The sequence below is a fragment of the Deferribacterota bacterium genome (genome assembly GCA_034189185.1).
In the GTDB taxonomy this organism is placed as follows: domain Bacteria; phylum Chrysiogenota; class Deferribacteres; order Deferribacterales; family UBA228; genus UBA228.
Map to the genome: position 1 here is coordinate 1 of JAXHVM010000028.1, position 16,598 is coordinate 16,598.

The 16,598-nt window shown below is 30.3% G+C and carries 18 protein-coding genes; all 18 read right to left on the reverse strand.

Going from position 1 to position 16,598, the window contains the following annotated elements:
* On the reverse strand, nt 1-866 hold an 866-nt coding region (locus SVN78_03425), incomplete at its 3' end, for a polyribonucleotide nucleotidyltransferase (GenBank protein ID MDY6820657.1).
* 1 nt (nt 867) lies between these two features.
* Nucleotides 868-1,137 (reverse strand): 30S ribosomal protein S15, encoded by a 270-nt coding sequence (gene rpsO / locus SVN78_03430; protein MDY6820658.1) that lies wholly within the window; start codon nt 1,135-1,137, stop codon nt 868-870.
* Nucleotides 1,138-1,149: 12 nt separating this feature from the next.
* Nucleotides 1,150-2,052, reverse strand: coding sequence for a tRNA pseudouridine(55) synthase TruB (gene truB / locus SVN78_03435; protein MDY6820659.1), 903 nt, complete (start codon nt 2,050-2,052; stop codon nt 1,150-1,152).
* Complete coding sequence (gene rbfA / locus SVN78_03440) at nt 2,033-2,383, reverse strand: 30S ribosome-binding factor RbfA (protein MDY6820660.1); 351 nt, start codon at nt 2,381-2,383, stop codon at nt 2,033-2,035. The genes truB and rbfA overlap by 20 nt, the downstream gene beginning before the upstream one ends.
* Nucleotides 2,383-2,664: a DUF503 domain-containing protein gene (locus SVN78_03445; protein ID MDY6820661.1), complete on the reverse strand. Its 282-nt coding sequence runs from the start codon at nt 2,662-2,664 to the stop codon at nt 2,383-2,385. Before SVN78_03445 ends, rbfA begins: the two co-directional genes overlap by 1 nt.
* 24 nt (nt 2,665-2,688) lie before the next feature.
* Nucleotides 2,689-5,268 (reverse strand): translation initiation factor IF-2, encoded by a 2,580-nt coding sequence (gene infB / locus SVN78_03450; protein ID MDY6820662.1) that lies wholly within the window; start codon nt 5,266-5,268, stop codon nt 2,689-2,691.
* 3 nt (nt 5,269-5,271) lie between these two features.
* Nucleotides 5,272-6,567, reverse strand: a complete 1,296-nt coding sequence (gene nusA / locus SVN78_03455) for a transcription termination factor NusA (GenBank protein ID MDY6820663.1) — start codon at nt 6,565-6,567, stop codon at nt 5,272-5,274.
* Nucleotides 6,568-6,576: 9 nt separating this feature from the next.
* Nucleotides 6,577-7,041 (reverse strand): ribosome maturation factor RimP, encoded by a 465-nt coding sequence (locus SVN78_03460; protein MDY6820664.1) that lies wholly within the window; start codon nt 7,039-7,041, stop codon nt 6,577-6,579.
* 86 nt (nt 7,042-7,127) lie between these two features.
* The gene (gene rsmA / locus SVN78_03465; protein MDY6820665.1) at nt 7,128-7,931 is read right to left on the reverse strand and encodes a 16S rRNA (adenine(1518)-N(6)/adenine(1519)-N(6))-dimethyltransferase RsmA; all 804 of its coding nucleotides are present in this window, start codon (nt 7,929-7,931) and stop codon (nt 7,128-7,130) included.
* Between the two features lie 525 nt (nt 7,932-8,456).
* Nucleotides 8,457-9,788, reverse strand: coding sequence for a phenylacetate--CoA ligase (locus SVN78_03470; GenBank protein MDY6820666.1), 1,332 nt, complete (start codon nt 9,786-9,788; stop codon nt 8,457-8,459).
* Nucleotides 9,785-10,219 (reverse strand): ACT domain-containing protein, encoded by a 435-nt coding sequence (locus SVN78_03475; GenBank protein ID MDY6820667.1) that lies wholly within the window; start codon nt 10,217-10,219, stop codon nt 9,785-9,787. The genes SVN78_03470 and SVN78_03475 overlap by 4 nt, the downstream gene beginning before the upstream one ends.
* A 5-nt stretch (nt 10,220-10,224) precedes the next feature.
* Entirely contained in the window at nt 10,225-11,529 is a 1,305-nt protein-coding gene (locus tag SVN78_03480) for a phenylacetate--CoA ligase (protein ID MDY6820668.1), read from the reverse strand.
* A 58-nt stretch (nt 11,530-11,587) separates the two neighbouring features.
* On the reverse strand, nt 11,588-11,857 hold the full coding sequence (locus SVN78_03485) for an HU family DNA-binding protein (protein ID MDY6820669.1): 270 nt from the start codon (nt 11,855-11,857) through the stop codon (nt 11,588-11,590).
* 131 nt (nt 11,858-11,988) lie between these two features.
* On the reverse strand, nt 11,989-13,161 hold the full coding sequence (locus tag SVN78_03490) for an aspartate kinase (GenBank protein ID MDY6820670.1): 1,173 nt from the start codon (nt 13,159-13,161) through the stop codon (nt 11,989-11,991).
* A 16-nt stretch (nt 13,162-13,177) separates the two neighbouring features.
* Nucleotides 13,178-14,485, reverse strand: coding sequence for a homoserine dehydrogenase (locus SVN78_03495; protein ID MDY6820671.1), 1,308 nt, complete (start codon nt 14,483-14,485; stop codon nt 13,178-13,180).
* 5 nt (nt 14,486-14,490) lie between these two features.
* Complete coding sequence (locus SVN78_03500; protein ID MDY6820672.1) at nt 14,491-15,027, reverse strand: hypothetical protein; 537 nt, start codon at nt 15,025-15,027, stop codon at nt 14,491-14,493.
* A 46-nt stretch (nt 15,028-15,073) separates the two neighbouring features.
* Nucleotides 15,074-15,541 (reverse strand): hypothetical protein, encoded by a 468-nt coding sequence (locus SVN78_03505; protein ID MDY6820673.1) that lies wholly within the window; start codon nt 15,539-15,541, stop codon nt 15,074-15,076.
* Between the two features lie 9 nt (nt 15,542-15,550).
* A partial coding sequence (locus SVN78_03510; GenBank protein ID MDY6820674.1) for an acyltransferase family protein occupies nt 15,551-16,598 on the reverse strand: 1,048 nt, incomplete at its 5' end.

Genomic DNA, 16,598 nt, shown 5'->3' on the forward strand with positions numbered 1-16,598 from the left:
TTTTCATCCATTCCTATCCCTTCTAAAAACCTTTCCCTGATCTTATCAAGGGCTTCATATCTCATATTCCTATCAGATATTCTTAAAGCCTCATTTATTTTATCAGCTACCATATTATTAACCGTACTTAACAGGTTCTCATCAACACTAAAATCCTTATACTCAAATTTTTCCTTACCACACTCTTTAGAAAAATCCACTTGGGCTTCAGCAATTTTTTTAATATAAGAGTGTCCATAATCAAGAGATTCTATAACCTCTTCTTCTTTAACATTTTTCATACCTGCTTCAACCATAACTATTGCATCGTAAGTTCCAGCAACAATTATATTTAAATCTAAATCATCAATTTCTTCCTGGGTCGGATTAACTATTAATGAGCCGTCCTTTTTACCAACTCTAACAGCAGCAACTGGACCATTAAAAGGGATATCTGAAATACTAATAGCAGCACTAGCACCATTTAAAGCTAAAATATCAGCTGGATATGTTGGATCACTAGAAACCACAGTTGCAATAACTTGGGTTTCATTTCTAAAACCATCAGGGAAAAGGGGCCTCAAAGGCCTATCAATAAGCCTAGAAACTAATGTCTCTTTATCAGTGGGTCTACCCTCTCTTTTTAAAAATCCTCCCGGTATTTTCCCAACAGCATAAAACTTTTCAATATAATTAACAGTCAAAGGAAAAAAATCGGCAAAGGCAGCATTTTTTTTATTCATAACAGCTGTTACCAAAACAACTGTTCCTCCTTGCTTAATCCACACGCTGCCATTGGCTTTTTTTGCCTTCCATCCTGTCTCTAATATTATAGGTTCAGAGTGGCTATCTAGAAATATTTCTTTTTTGTTTATTTTCTTAATCATATTATTTCCTTAGCCCCAATTCTTGTATTACTTTTTTATATCTTGAAAAATTTTCTCTTCTTAGATAGTTGAGAAGTTTTCTTCTCTGTCCCACTAGTTTTAAAAGACCTCTCCTTGAACTATGGTCTTTTTTAAACTTTTTTAGATGTTCTGTCAGATAAATTATTCGCTCTGTTAATATAGCAATCTGAACCTCAGGCGAACCTGTATCACTTTCATGCAACTTGAATTTCTCAATTATTCCTTTCTTCTTCTCTTTTGTAAGAACCATAATTATAACCTCCTAACTTACTAACATTTTTTCTATCTTATATTTTAATCCTGCTTTGTCATCAATTCTTCTTGCTACTCCAAGTAGTTCATTACTTTCATCATATATTGCTGCTTTATATGTTTTACCTTCAGGTAAAAATATACATTCACTTCTATTAGGAAATTGACCATTTTTAATCTTATCTTTAGCTGAATCTCTAACAATAATTCTTGGCAAATCTAATATATTATTTATGCTAACTACATCATTTTCGGTGATCTTGCCTTCCTTCAATTTGCCAAAAGGGATTGCATCTTCAATCATAAATTTACCAACTCTTAATCTAACTAAATCAACAACTGTTGCAAAAGAACCCATTTTCAACCCAATTTCATTTACTAAACTTCTTATATAAGTCCCTTTACCACATTTTATCAATAATTTAAAATAGGGATATTCATAACTTATAAAATCTATATCATATATTTTACTCTTTTTAGTCCCACAACTGCTAATGAGATTTTTTCTAGCAAGATTATAGGCTCTTTCACCATTTATTTTTACAGCAGAATATATTGGAATTTCTAAATCTATCTCCCCTATAAAATTTTCAATTACTTTTAATAATTCATCCTTTTCAGGTACATATTCACTTATTTTTATAGTATTTCCAGTTATATCAAAAGTATCAGTTTTAATGCCCATTTTAGCTGTAACTAGATACTCTTTATCATTTTCATAGATCATAGAAACTAATTTTGTTGCCTTGTTTAAGGCTATAGGGAGTACCCCTGTTGCAATTGGATCTAAAGTACCAGCATGACCACACTTTTTTACTCTCAATAATTTTTTAACCAGATTAACAACATCTGTAGATGTAACATGTTTTGCCTTATTTATATTTAAAAAACAACTATTCTTTTCTAAGTTCATCTATTAACTTTTCAATTTTCTCAGCTTGTAATATATTTTGATCTACTATAAACTCTATCATAGGCATTCTCTTCATATAGAGCCTTTCTATTAATTTCATCTTAATAAAACCTTTTGCCTTATCGAGCTTTTCCTTTAATATATAGGGTTGTATATTTTTATTATTTGATATTATATATACCCTTGCCAATCCTAAATCTGGTGTCACAACTACATCAGTAATAACTACATTTTCAAATATAGCATCCCTCAATTCAAAACTTACTATTAAATATAACTCATTAAATATTTGTTTTGCAATCCTTTTATCTCTATAATTATATCTCTTCATTATAATAACTCTTTTCTTATATTTATGATTTCTATATTGTAGAAGTTATCAAAAAAATTAATTATATCATTAAATGTTCTTTCTACATGTTTACCCATATTTGAAACTGTTACAATTGCAATTGCGGATTTATTCCATATATCATAATCACCAACCTCTGCAATTGAAACATTAAAATTATTTTTGACCCTATCCTTAAGACCCTTTAAAACACTCCGTTTTTCTTTTAACGAAAAAGCGTCATTAATTAAAATCTCAACTAATATCAAACCAATTGTCAACTACATTTATCCATTAATATGTATTTATAACGCAGCTTTTTCCTCTATGAGTTCATAGACTTCAATGATATCGCCTTCCTTAATATCGTTAAATTTACTTATATTTATACCGCATTCATATCCACTTTGAACTTCTTTAACATCATCCTTAAATCTTTTAACGCTTTCTACTTTACCCTCATAGACAATAACACCGTCCCTAACAACCCTAGCAGGCATATCCCTAACAACCTTTCCTTCTAAAACATAGCAGCCTGCTACATTACCAACTTTACTTATAAATATAATTTTTCTAACCTCTGCCCTGCCAATAGTGTTTTCTCTAATTTTTGGTGCTAACATACCATTTAAGATATTTTTAACATCCTCAATAACATCATATATAATAGAATATGTATAAATATTAACACCTTCTCTCTCAGCTGCACTTTTAGCCTTACTATCAGGTCTTACATTAAACCCTATAATATATGCATTTGAAGCTGATGCCAATAATATATCAGATTCCCTAATGCCACCCACATTATCATGTATTATATTGATCTTTACTTCATCATTGGAAAGCTTCAAAAGGGATGATTTCAATGCCTCAACTGAACCTTGAGTATCACCTTTTATGATAATATTCAGATTTTTTATCTCCCCTTCTTTCATTTTTTCAAAAATTTGCTCTACAGAAAGTTGACCTTGTTGCTGCGATCTCTTTTTCTCAAGCCTTTCTCTTCTTATCTCAACAACCTTTTTTGCTATACTTTCATCATCAACAACAATTAGTCTTTCACCGGCATCAGCAACATCTTCAAAACCCATTACTTCAACAGGCATTGATGGGGTAGCCTTAGAAATATTCTTACCCATATAATTAAACATTGCTCTAACCTTACCAACTACTGTTCCTGCCACAAATACATCCCCTCTTCTCAAAGTGCCATTTCTAACTAGAACTGTAGCAACAGGACCTCTATGTTTATCAAGTGTTGATTCAATTATAATACCTTCTGCAGGCCTGTTTTTATTAGCCTTTAAATCTAAAATCTCAGCCTCTAGTAATATCTTATCTAATAATTCATCTATTCCCTTACCTTTAACAGCTGATATTTCTTGAAATTGTATATCACCACCCCATTCCTCTGGTATTACTCCAATCTCTGCTAGCTGTGATTTAACCCTTTCTATATTTGCATTAGCTTTATCTATCTTATTTATTGCAACAACCATCCTTACACCGGCTGCTCTTATATGATCTATCGCTTCTTTGGTTTGTGGCATAACTCCATCATCAGCAGCAACAACCAAAATAGCAACATCTGTAATATTGGCACCTCTTGATCTCATTGAGGTAAAGGCTTCATGTCCAGGTGTATCAATAAAGGTTATCTTGCCATTAGGTGTGTTTACCTCATAAGCACCAATATGTTGGGTTATACCACCTTTTTCTGAAGCAGCTACAGCTGTTTTTCTAATAGAATCAAGAAGCGTTGTCTTACCATGATCAACATGTCCCATAACTGTAACTACAGGAGATCTTGGGGCCAAATCTTCTGGCTTATCCTCATATTGAGGCAACAAGCCATCCTCTGTCTCGAGATTAGCCTCAACTTCTATATTATAATCTGCACATAATATCTCAGCAGTTTCATAATCTATATAGTCATTAATATTTGCCATTACACCCATTTGCATTAGTTTCTTAATCAACTCATTAGCTCTAATACCTATAAGCTCCGATAGATCAGCTACCCTAATGTTCTCTCCTATAGTTATCTTATTTGGTTTCTTACTCTTTTCTTCATCTGCTTTACTAGACTTTTTATCTGTTTTCTTTTTCTTCTCTTCTTCTTGTTTATGAAAATCTTCTTCTATTTTACCTTTTTCAATATCTTCTACATATTTTAATTCTTCAATACCTTCTATAATGCTTTTTTGCAAATGTTTATCTTTTTTACTCTGCTTCTTTGATTTTACTTTCTTCTTCTCAAATATATCTTCATCTTCTTTTATTTTCTCTTTATCTAAGGGTTTTGCTTGACTTTCTTCTTCACCCTTGTCACTTTTAGTTTTATCGACCTCTTCTATAAGCTCTTCAATTTTCTCTGTTTTCATGTCATCATAGGTCTGTCTCACTTCTTTACTTTTTAATTCAGTCTCAGGCCTCTTTTCTTCTTTGACTTCATCTTTTTCTAGCTCTACTTTTGATTCAATAGGTTTATCTTTTTCTTTTAATAACTCCCTTTCAATTTCTTTTCTATCTTTTCCCTCTCTTTCTATCTCAACCTTTTGCAAGCTTGATTTTAGCTCCTGTTTCTTTTTTAATAATTCCTCTCTAGTTATCTTCCTCTTTTTAACTGCTTCAGTTTTATCTTTTATTAATACCTCTTTTGCCTTAGGATTTCTTTTATGCCTTTCCAAAGCCTGTTTTAGCATATCTTGTCTCTTATCTATCTGTAGTTTTCTAGGATCCAACCCCAAGGATTTCACCTCATTTTCCCCTATAACCTTAATATTATTATCTACATTATAACCAGCATCTTTAAGTTTTTTAACAAGCTCATCAATATTCATCTCAACTTTTTTTGCGATTTCTTCTAAATTAAATCTAGCCAAAACTTATTCCTCCATTCCTTCCAGTTTAGAAGTTAGATAATCTATTGCCTTGTTTATTATGTCGATAGCTTCCTCTTCATTAACTTGTAATACTTCTTTTATTTCTTCTATTGAAGCCGTTGATAATTTTTCAACATCATTTATACCACTCTGAAATAATTTTGAAATCATTTCTTCGGTTAAATATTGTAAATTTTCAAGATTATATAATTCATAAAATTCTTTCCACTCCTGTTCTTGCTCAGACATTCTTTCTTTTCTGATCTCATTATATTCACTTTCCTTTAACACATCTAATTTCCACCCTGTAATTCTTGCAGCTAATCTTACATTTTGACCCTTCTTCCCGATAGCAAGAGATAATTGATCATCAGGCACAATAACCTCGATTGTCTCCTCATCCTCGAATATGTTTGTTAGTATAACTTCTGCTGGAGATATAGCAACACATACAAATTTTACTACATCTGGAGACCATTCAATAACATCAATTTTCTCTCCTCTGAGTTCATTGCTAATCCCATTTATCCTCATGCCTTTCAAGCCTATACACGCACCAACAGGATCAATATTTGCATTTGTCGTGTATACAGCCACTTTTGCTCTGTCCCCAGGTTCCCTTGCAACAGCCTTAACCTCTATAATACCTTCAAATACTTCTGGTATTTCAACTTCAAATAGTTTTTTCAAAAAATCTGGATGAGTTCTTGATAATATTAACTGAGGCCATCCTCTCACAATTCTTATCTCTGATAGCAATGCCCTTACATAATCTCCTCTATTATAAACGTCCCCTGGGATCATCTCCCTTTTATACAACATAGCTTCTGCTTTACCAACATTCACTAGCAAACCATTTTTGTCTGATTTAACTACAACACCAGTTATGATTTCTCCAACCCTATTCTGATATTTATCTAAAATAACCTGTTTCTCAGTGTTTCTTAATTCTTCTAATAGTTTTTGTTTTGCTATTGTTGCCGCTTGTCTACCCAGGCTCTCTATTGTAATTGGAACCTCCACCTCACTTCCAATTCTAACCTTATCATTTATTTTCAAAGCATCATCTTTTGATATCTCTGACCATTTATTCTCAACAACACGTACAACTTTCTTTGGTATATTTATAGTAAGGTCACCTTTTTCTAAATCCATCTCTATCTTTGGTGAAATCTGCTTACCATATTTTTTACTAACTGCAGCAATAATTGACTCTTTTAATACCTCTGAAAGCTGAGATCTATTAAGTCCTTTTTCTCTACTCAACTCATCAACTATTTTTATTAATTCTCTGCTCATCTATCTCCTCTAATTAAAAGTTATATCTACATCAAGATTTGCTCTTTTTATCATATTATAATCGATATTATAATATTTTTCTTTCTCTTTTAGTAATATATTATTTCCATCTACATTTATTATCTTGCCTTTAATAAATTTCCTTTTATAGGGGTTGTTCTTTATTAAATATATTGAACTTTTATAACCTATATATTTTTTATAATCCTTAAGATTCCTTAAAGGCCTATTTATACCAGGTGTAGAGACTTCAATATTATAATTATCAAAGGGTATGACACCCTCGCTATCTAGCCAATATTTAAGCCTTTTCGATACTACCTCTAAATCTGCAATGCCAACGTTATCTCCATCCAATATTACTCTTAACACATAACCTCTGTTTTCTTTTCTATACGTAATATCAAAGAGTTCAACACTATATTCATCCAATATAGTATCTAAATACTTCCTTATCTCGTTTAGAAATTCCATAATATAGCACAAAAAAATTAGTGGGTAAACCCACCACTAATTAATTTAAAATCTTTTCACTATTTAATCAATACTTTATTATTTATTTAAACTAGACTATTATAGAGCTTAATAAAATCTTCTAGGTCTAGTTCTTCAGCCCTAACATCTTTTTTAAAAAATTTATCAATTACTAACTCACTATTAGTATAGGATCTTAAATTATTTTTCAATGTTTTTCTCTTCATTTTAAATGCTATTTTTAAAAAATTAAAAAAATCTCTCTCCTTTTCCATGTCATTGAATATCCTATTCTTAGGGAAAAACTTAAGTATAGTAGAATTAACCTCTGTAGAAGGCCAAAAGTTCTTACCCGATATATTAGCAATTTTTTCCACATCAAAATAATATCTAGTTATAACAGAAATATAACTATATTTCTTTGAGTTTGGCATACTTATTATTCTCTCAGCCACCTCTTTTTGAAACATTAATATCATACACCTTATATTTGATACAAAGTTAATACTATATAAAAACATTCTTGCAGCTGTATTATAGGGAAGATTTCCAACAATTATTGCTTCATCTTTATCTAAATTAAAATCCAAAAAATCTTGATTTAATATTTTTAGATTTGGATAATAAAATAAATATCTTTGCAAAAAATCACAAAGCTTATTATCAATCTCAATAGCTGTAACATTTAAGCCCCTCTCTAAAAGAAATTGGGTTAATAAACCACAACCTGCCCCTACTTCAATAATATTAGATAATTTTGGATCATTAATATAATGCATACATTCTTCTACTATTAAATTTAACATCTCTTTATTTATCAAAAAATGCTGACCTAACGATTTTTTCGTATATCCAAATTCAAATTTATATGATTTTAATAGATTTATCATAATTTAAAACTTAATGGGTATAGATATGGTTAGTATAAATACAAACAAAACTAACATTATTGAATGCATATACTTTAATTTTGCTAGCACACTTACTGCATAAACTGATAGGGTCAAATACCATCCAATAACAATACTATAATAATATAATAAATTATTTTGATTCATAAAAATAGTAAGAATATTAAAAATATTTAAAAATTCAATTGCTAAAAATATACGTAAGAAACCTAAAAATGATATATTTTTAAATATCAAAAAAATAAATAATATAAAAAAATAAACAAATAATAAAATAAGGTTATTGATAATCATATTTAAATTCAAAAAATAAATTTTATCATAAGAAATTTCTTTAAAAGGAATTAATAAAGTTAAAAGATATAAAAAAAATAATCTTTCATTAATAGTATTATTATAATAAAGCCATTTTATAGAATTTTCATCGAAAAACAAAAATTTAAAGATATGTTTAAAGAGCTTGGTCATACCCAAATATTAACATGGGCAAAAAACTTCATTTAATCAAGGGTTTCTCAGATCAACAACCCTCTTAGCCTTCCCCTCAAATCTTTTTATACTTTTAGGCGATACCAACTTAATTACTGGTTTAACCCCTATTACTTTTATAATAGCATCTGTTAGATTATCTATTAGTTCTTTCTGCTTTTTCATTTCATCATAAAATATGTTCTCATTTACTTCAATATGCAATTCAAAAACATCTAGATAACCCTTCTTTTTTAAATATATCATATAGTTATCATTTATGAGCCTTAAATCATATATAACTTCCTCAATTTGACTAGGATATACATTAACACCATTTACAATAAACATATCATCCGTTCGCCCCACCGGCTTATCCATTTTAATAAATGTTCTGCCACAAGGACAATGATCATAATATAGTTTAGTTATATCCCTCGTTCTATATCTTATAAGTGGCATCCCTTCCTTCGTTAGAGTAGTTATTACAAGCTCGCCTGTCGCCCCTTCTGGTAATACCTCTCCTGTATCTGGATCAATAATTTCTGCATAAAAGTGATCCTCATTAATATGTAAACCTTGCCTAAATATACATTCACCAGCCACACCTGGCCCCATAACCTCAGATAGACCATAATTATCAGTTGCTATAATGTTTAGTCGTTCCTCAAGCCTATTCCTTGAATTTTCAGTAAATGATTCGCCTCCCAATAGAGCATATTTAAGAGCTAATTCACCTTTTTTTATTCCCATTTCATCAATAACCTCAGTTAAATGCAAAGCATAACTTGGAGTACAAACCAAAGCGGTGGTTCTATAATCTTTCATTATCATTACTTGTCTTTTAGAATTACCACTAGATGTTGGTATCACAGTAGCTCCAATATGTTCAGCTCCGTAGTGCAAACCAAAGCCCCCAGTAAATAAGCCGTAGTTAAAGGCAATTTGCACTATATCATCGCTTGTAACACCACCAAATGTTATAATCCTTGCGATTAAATCTTTCCACAGCTCAATATCAGATCTCGTATAACCAACAACAGTTGGTTTACCAGTTGTACCGCTTGTAGAGTGAATCCTAACAATTGACTTTAATGGGACCGCAAAAAAACCATAAGGGTAGTATTCCTCAATATCCTTCTTTGTTGTAAATGGAATATTCCTAAATTGTTCAAAGTTATTTACAGCAGTAATATCAATAGAATTTTCATCAAAAAGCTTTTTATAAAAAGGAACCCTATTGTAAACATAAGCTAGGTTATATCTGATTCTTTCAAGCTGCAAACCCTTAAGTTCATCATGAGACACTTTTTCTTTTTTTTCATCCCAGTATTTAATATTATCTAAAGAAAGGAAGTTATTAATCATAGGTTATACAATTTCTCTGCTGGTACTAAAATAATATTATTCTTTATCAAGGCCCTAATAGATTCATCAAGCTCATCAAATCTAAATATCATTATTGCACACTCTTTACTTCTTTCTACAAAAGCATACATATATTCAACATTCAGCTCATTTTCCTTTAAAATCTTCAAAACACTAGCCAAGCCACCTGGTCTATCAGGAACCTCAACTGCAACAACATCGGTCTTACCAACTGTTAATTCAAAACCCTTAAGAACTCTAAATCCCTTTATAGGATCATCTAATATTAATCTAAGTATACCAAAATCTGAGGTATCAGCTATTGATAAGGCTCTTATATTTATATTTTCATCGCTTAATATCTTTATTATTTTATAAAGCCTGCCTATCTCATTCTCTAAAAATACAGATATTTGAGTAATTTTGTATATATCTTTTATACGGGTACCCTCTTATCAACAACTCTTTTAGACTTGCCTTCAAATCGTTTCAATGTTTTATATTCTACAAGTCTAACCTTGCTACTTAAACCAATAACACTCTTTATCTCTCTTTCAATATTTTTAGATATTTCTTGCAACTTTCTAACCTCATCTGAAAAAAGTTCATCCTCTACTTCAACTAATATCTCAATGGTATCTAAATTTTTAACTCTATCAACAACAATTTGATAATAGGGTAATACCCCTTCTACCTGCGATATAATTGCTTCAATCTGTGATGGAAAAACATTGACACCTCTAATAATCAACATGTCATCACTTCTGCCACGTATCTTCTCTATCTTTTTCGTTGTTCTACCACAAAGACACATTTCGCCAACAACCCTAGTTATGTCCCTCGTTCTATATCTTATAAGTGGCATCCCTTCCTTTGTTAATGTAGTAAAGACTAATTCTCCTTCCTCTCCTTCGCTAACAGGTTCTAGTGTATTGGGATTTATCAGTTCAACTAAAAAATGATCTTCATTAATATGCATACCATTCTTTGATTCAATACATTCAAAGCCAACACCAGGCCCTATTATCTCAGTAAGTCCATATATATCTAAAGCAGATATTTTAAGCTTATCTTCAATCTCGTTTCTCATCTCGTTGCACCATGGCTCTGCACCAAGAATACCTACCCTTAGATTCAATTCACTAGGATCTATACCAAGCTCAACAAATGCATCATACAGACATAGACTGTAAGACGGGGTACATGTTAAAGCATCAACACCAAAATCTTTTAATATTATTGCTTGCTTTTTTGTATTGCCTCCAGAAGTTGGTACAACAGAAGCACCTATCTTTTCAACACCATAATGTATACCCAAGCCACCTGTAAATAAACCATAGGCATAGGAATTTTGGATTATATCACCTTTTCTGATTCCTGCCGCATATAGTGCACGCGCAATAATCTCAGACCATATACTTATATCCCTTTTGGTATAGCCAACAACAGTTGGTTTGCCTGTTGTACCACTAGATGCATGTATTCTTACAATTTCATACCTTGGTACAGCAAACATATTAAAGGGATAATTATTGTTTAAATCTTCTTTTGTTGTAAAAGGTAACTTCCTAATATCCGATATGGAATTTATATTATTCTCATCAATATTTAATTTTTTAAATCTATCCCTATAGAAAGGGACGTTAACTCTTACTCGCTCTATAACTTTTTTTAATCTTTTAAGCTGTAGGGCATCTAAAACTTCCCTTGGTAGGGTTTCAAATTCATCATTCCAAATCATTGTATAATTCCTATATTATATCCTGCCACTTAAACTAATAAGTGGCAGGATAAATAAATTAAACAGAGTCTTTTAGGTTCTTACCTGCAGTAAATTTAGGTGTTTTTTTAGCAGGAATATCAATAACCTCGCCAGTTTGAGGGTTTCTACCCTTTCTTTCTTTTCTGTTAGAAACTGAAAATGTACCAAAACCAACTAATGTTACTTTATCGCCACTTGCTAAAGCTTCAGTTATGCTTTCCTCAAATGACTTTAAAGCCTTTTCACATTGGATTTTTGTCAACCCTGATTTTGTGCTCATTTTCTCAATTAGCTCTTTTTTGTTCATGAACAACCTCCTTTATTTATTTATATAACTTTTATTATATGTATATAGCTAATTATCAATATCTTTGCAAATGTAATTTACATATATTATTTATATTTTACAAAAAACAAATACAATAATTAGCTATAGAATTATTGGATATTAATAGTTTCATTATGAACTAAATTAGCTATTTCACTAGCATATATCTTATCAACTACAAAACTATACCTGATATAGGATACATAATAATCATAACAATTACATTTATTTTTAATAGATTCCCTTAATTTATTAAAGAGCGCCATATTGTTTTTCAGTTTATTCCCAACAACTGAGATTTTAACCCTATCTTTATTAATTTTTATTTTATCCTTACTATATAAATCTAACAATAAATAATATGCTCTATCACTTTCTGAATCTTTTACATAAAGACTAAAATATCTATCCTCAATATTCAACATATCATAATCAATTGCACTTTTTGAAAATCTTTCAATTAAATTTTTATCATATAAATTATCTAAAACCTCGTATTTAGTTTCCTCACTTATAGCAACACCAGCAACGCCATCAGTAGCAGTTAAATCTGCAGAGGTTATGATTGTTCCCTCCTTTTTCTCTAGAGAGGATAAAACCTTTACAGGAATATTATATTTCATTGCAATTTCAACACTTCTAGAGTGAAGTACTTTTGCACCAACTGCTGATAACTCAAGCATTTCCCTATAGGATACTTTATCTAATTTTTTAGCACCTTTAATTTTTCTAGGATCGCCAGTATAAACCCCGTCAACATCAGTATATATTTCACAAAAATCCGCATCAAGTGCACAAGCTAGTGCAACTGCTGTTGTATCAGAACCACCCCTTCCAAGAGTAGTAATATCCTCTCTACTTTCTGTAATACCTTGAAAGCCAGCAACCACACAAACATAACCATTTGCTAAATCATTTTTCATCCTTGTTGTATCAATTTTTATAATGCGAGATTTTGAATAAGAATCATCAGTTATAAAACCAGCTTGCCAACCAGTATAAGATTTTGCCTTTATACCTTTTGATAACAATGCCTGAGATAAAAGAGCAATACTCACTTGTTCACCTGTTGAAACAATCACGTCATACAGTCTGGGGTCATAGTTCGTATCAACTGATTTTAAAAGACCTATAAGCCTATCTGTTTCCCCAGCCATTGCTGATACAGTAACGACAACAGCATCATACTCTTTCCTTTTATTTTCAATAATGTTTGCAACATTTCTAATCTTTTCCACTGAACCAACAGATGTACCCCCAAACTTCATAACAACTATTTTCATATAACCTCCTTAAGCTCTACTTTTCAATTCTCATTAATAAAGTTTTATCTTTAACAAAGTCTTTATTATCAATCTCCTTTACCGCATCAAATACATTTTTCCCTTTTGTCTTATGTGTTATTAATACCAATGGAATAATCCCATTTTTAAGCCATTCACCCCTTTGTATTGCAGAAACTATACTTATTTTATTTTTCCCTAAAATACCAGTAATCTTTGATAAAACATTAGGCTCATCTAGAACAGTAAATCTTAGATAGTATATTGATTCTACCTCGTTTATATCAATAATATTAATATTATTGATATAATCATTTTTATAACCAATTATTGGCACCCTTTTACTGCTACTACTGACAATGTCTTTCCCTATTGATATAATGTCAGATGCTACAGCATTACCTGTTGGCATTGCACCTGCACCTTTACCATAATGCATTGTCCTATCAACCTTACTAGTTCTAACATATACAGCATTATAAACATCTGTTACATCAGCTAGAAAATACCTCTTGGGGATAATCGTTGGATGTACTCTTATATCTATAGAACCATTCATACTCTTAGCTATAGCCAACAATTTTATTTTACCGCCTAATTCGTTAGCCAAATCTATATCAATTTTTCTTACTTTTGATATACCTTCAACATAAACATTATCAATATTTAAGAGCCTATTAAATGCAATAGATCCAAGCAAAGTAATTTTTTGAGCAGCATCTACTCCTTCAATATCATAAGTAGGATCACTTTCTGCATATCCTTCCTTTTGAGCATCAGACAACGCATCAGAAAATTCTTTAGCCTCTAGTTCCATCTTTGTTAATATATAATTAGATGTTCCATTTAAAATAGCATAGATTTGTCTAATATCATTAATACACATATCCTCCTTTAACACTCTAATGATTGGTATCCCTCCCCCAACTGAAGCTTCAAATCCTACTAATAAGTTCATATTATCTGCCAATTCAAATATCTCAGAGCCATATGTAGCAAGTAATGCCTTATTAGCTGTAACTATATGTTTGTTTTTACGCAATGCATTTAACACAATATCCTTCGCATCTTCTATACCACCAATTAATTCTACAACAATATCTATATTAGGGTTTTCTATAACCTCTCTTGGGTTATTTGTCGTTAATTCTATATCTTCAGTATAGATGTCCCTTTTCTTACCAATACTTCTATCAGCTAGCCCTAATATCTCGATGTTTAAACCACTATTTTTCCTAATTAAGTCTTTCTTATCCTTTAGGATTTTTACTAATCCGTGTCCAACTGTACCATATCCAATAATGCCTATTTTAATAAATTGCATATAAGCTAATTAACCTTTTTGTAGTCCCTTGGAACACTAAATAAACTACTATCGATTTTTCTCATGTTTATATTTTTAAATTCCCTATGAAACACTTCTTTATTTTCAGTTGATACAATTATTTTTAAAGGGAAATTGATTAATTCAGCATACCAATATTTATAAATAATATTATCTTTTTCATTAACCTGTAAGATCTTACATTTTAGATTATCTATAATCTCAGTACCAATATTTTTAGCATTTTTATTATTATATATTTTATCCTCTCCAATTAATGACTTTATATTATAAATTGTTACATAAGCTTTATTCTTTGGATCTAATATATATCCTTTATCTTTATTAAGATCTAATATAGTTATAACCTTTTCAACACTATCATTAAATTCAATCCTTCTCTTATTATCTTTTACATAAATTTTTCCTTTCTTTGATATGTAGCCATTATTAATCTCAATTACATCTGCTGCAAATTCAGCTGAGCTAACATATAAGGGAAATAACAATAAGATTGCATATATAAATATGTTTCTTTTCATAGTATAGACCTCTTAATTATTAATAGCCAAAAAATTATTCTGTAAGCTAAAAATCATTCTTTCTAAAATCTTTTTTATAAGTTATTGTTGTCCTAATCCCACCTCGAATAGAACAATCTAATTTCAAATCAACCTCTAAAGGTTTAATTACATTAACAAAATCTTTATATATCTTTGCAAACAAATTCTCATGCGATATAGGTATATCTTTAAAGGATAAGAAATAAAATTTCAAACTTTTTAATTCTGGAACAACTTTATCTGGTATAAAAGTTAGCTTTAATTTATAATAATCTTGTATTGTTGTAACAGGACACTGAGCAGTAATCTCATCAGTTTCATATGTTACTATCTCATCAATGTTGCCCGAATATGGCATTGCAATGATAGGAGATAGCTCTAAATCCATTGCCATATCCCCTAATTTTTTAATGTTATCAACATTTATATCTTCCATTTTAAAACCTTTCACATACTTTCTGAAATAATCTAGATACTCTTTTTTTTCTGCCATAATTTTAGATCAAAAAGATTTATTTCCTAATAGCACATTTAACATATATTTTGATTTATCTACACTTTTATTAACAATAGTATATACAGGCTTCATTAAAAGCAATGACAAAAGCAATTGAACAAGCGCAAAAAATATACAGTAACATATAAAAAATAGATAATTATTACTACCAATATATATAGCATAAATATATACTACCATACCCGTAGTAAACTGATAGAAAAAGCCAATAAAACCAAGCAAATAAAGGGTTCTTTTACCAACATAATCTAAATATTTATTCTTTTTAACAAACATAGAAAGCGTTGTGGACATAATGATCCCTAGAAAAGCTGAGAAATAAAAAATAAAAAAGTTGCCAAAAAGTAAATGGTTCATATAAGGCCCGCCTCTATAGCTTTCATACTCAGGATATTTATAAAAACCGAACAAATGGGTTGTTATTACTAGTAATATAAAAGGAATAATAAAAAAAAGATACTTAAGATTTTTATTGTATTCTATAACTTCAAAAATCTGGAGTCTTCTTGTTAAATAACCAATTAGATAAAATGTAGTTGATGTTAAAGCGGTTGGTATGAACCAAAAATACATTACATAGTGAAAGTTTGGCACAACATTTTTTAAAGACTCCATAAGATAACCAGTTATTGATAATATGATTATTACTATTAATAATTTTTTTGTGTCATCCTTTGTTATTTTAAATATAAAATAAAAGAATATTGATGTTGTGAAAAGACAGGTCAAAAACCAAGTAGGAAAATTGTATGCTGGAGCTCCAGCAAACAAAACTACCATAATTTTTTGCAATTCCGTTAAATCATACTTTGTAAGTTCCTCTACAAGTGGACCGTTGTAAAAAATACCTACAATAAAAAAAAGAAACATTGACATTATGTTAAATATGTACATTGGAATCATTAATGTGCTAAATTTATGCGCAAAATACTCTTTAAAGGTCTTTTGTTTAACCCTAGCAACATAACCTGATAAGAAGAAAAAGAAGGGAATCACAAAAAAGCAGACAAAATTAAGGGTTAACACACCTCTG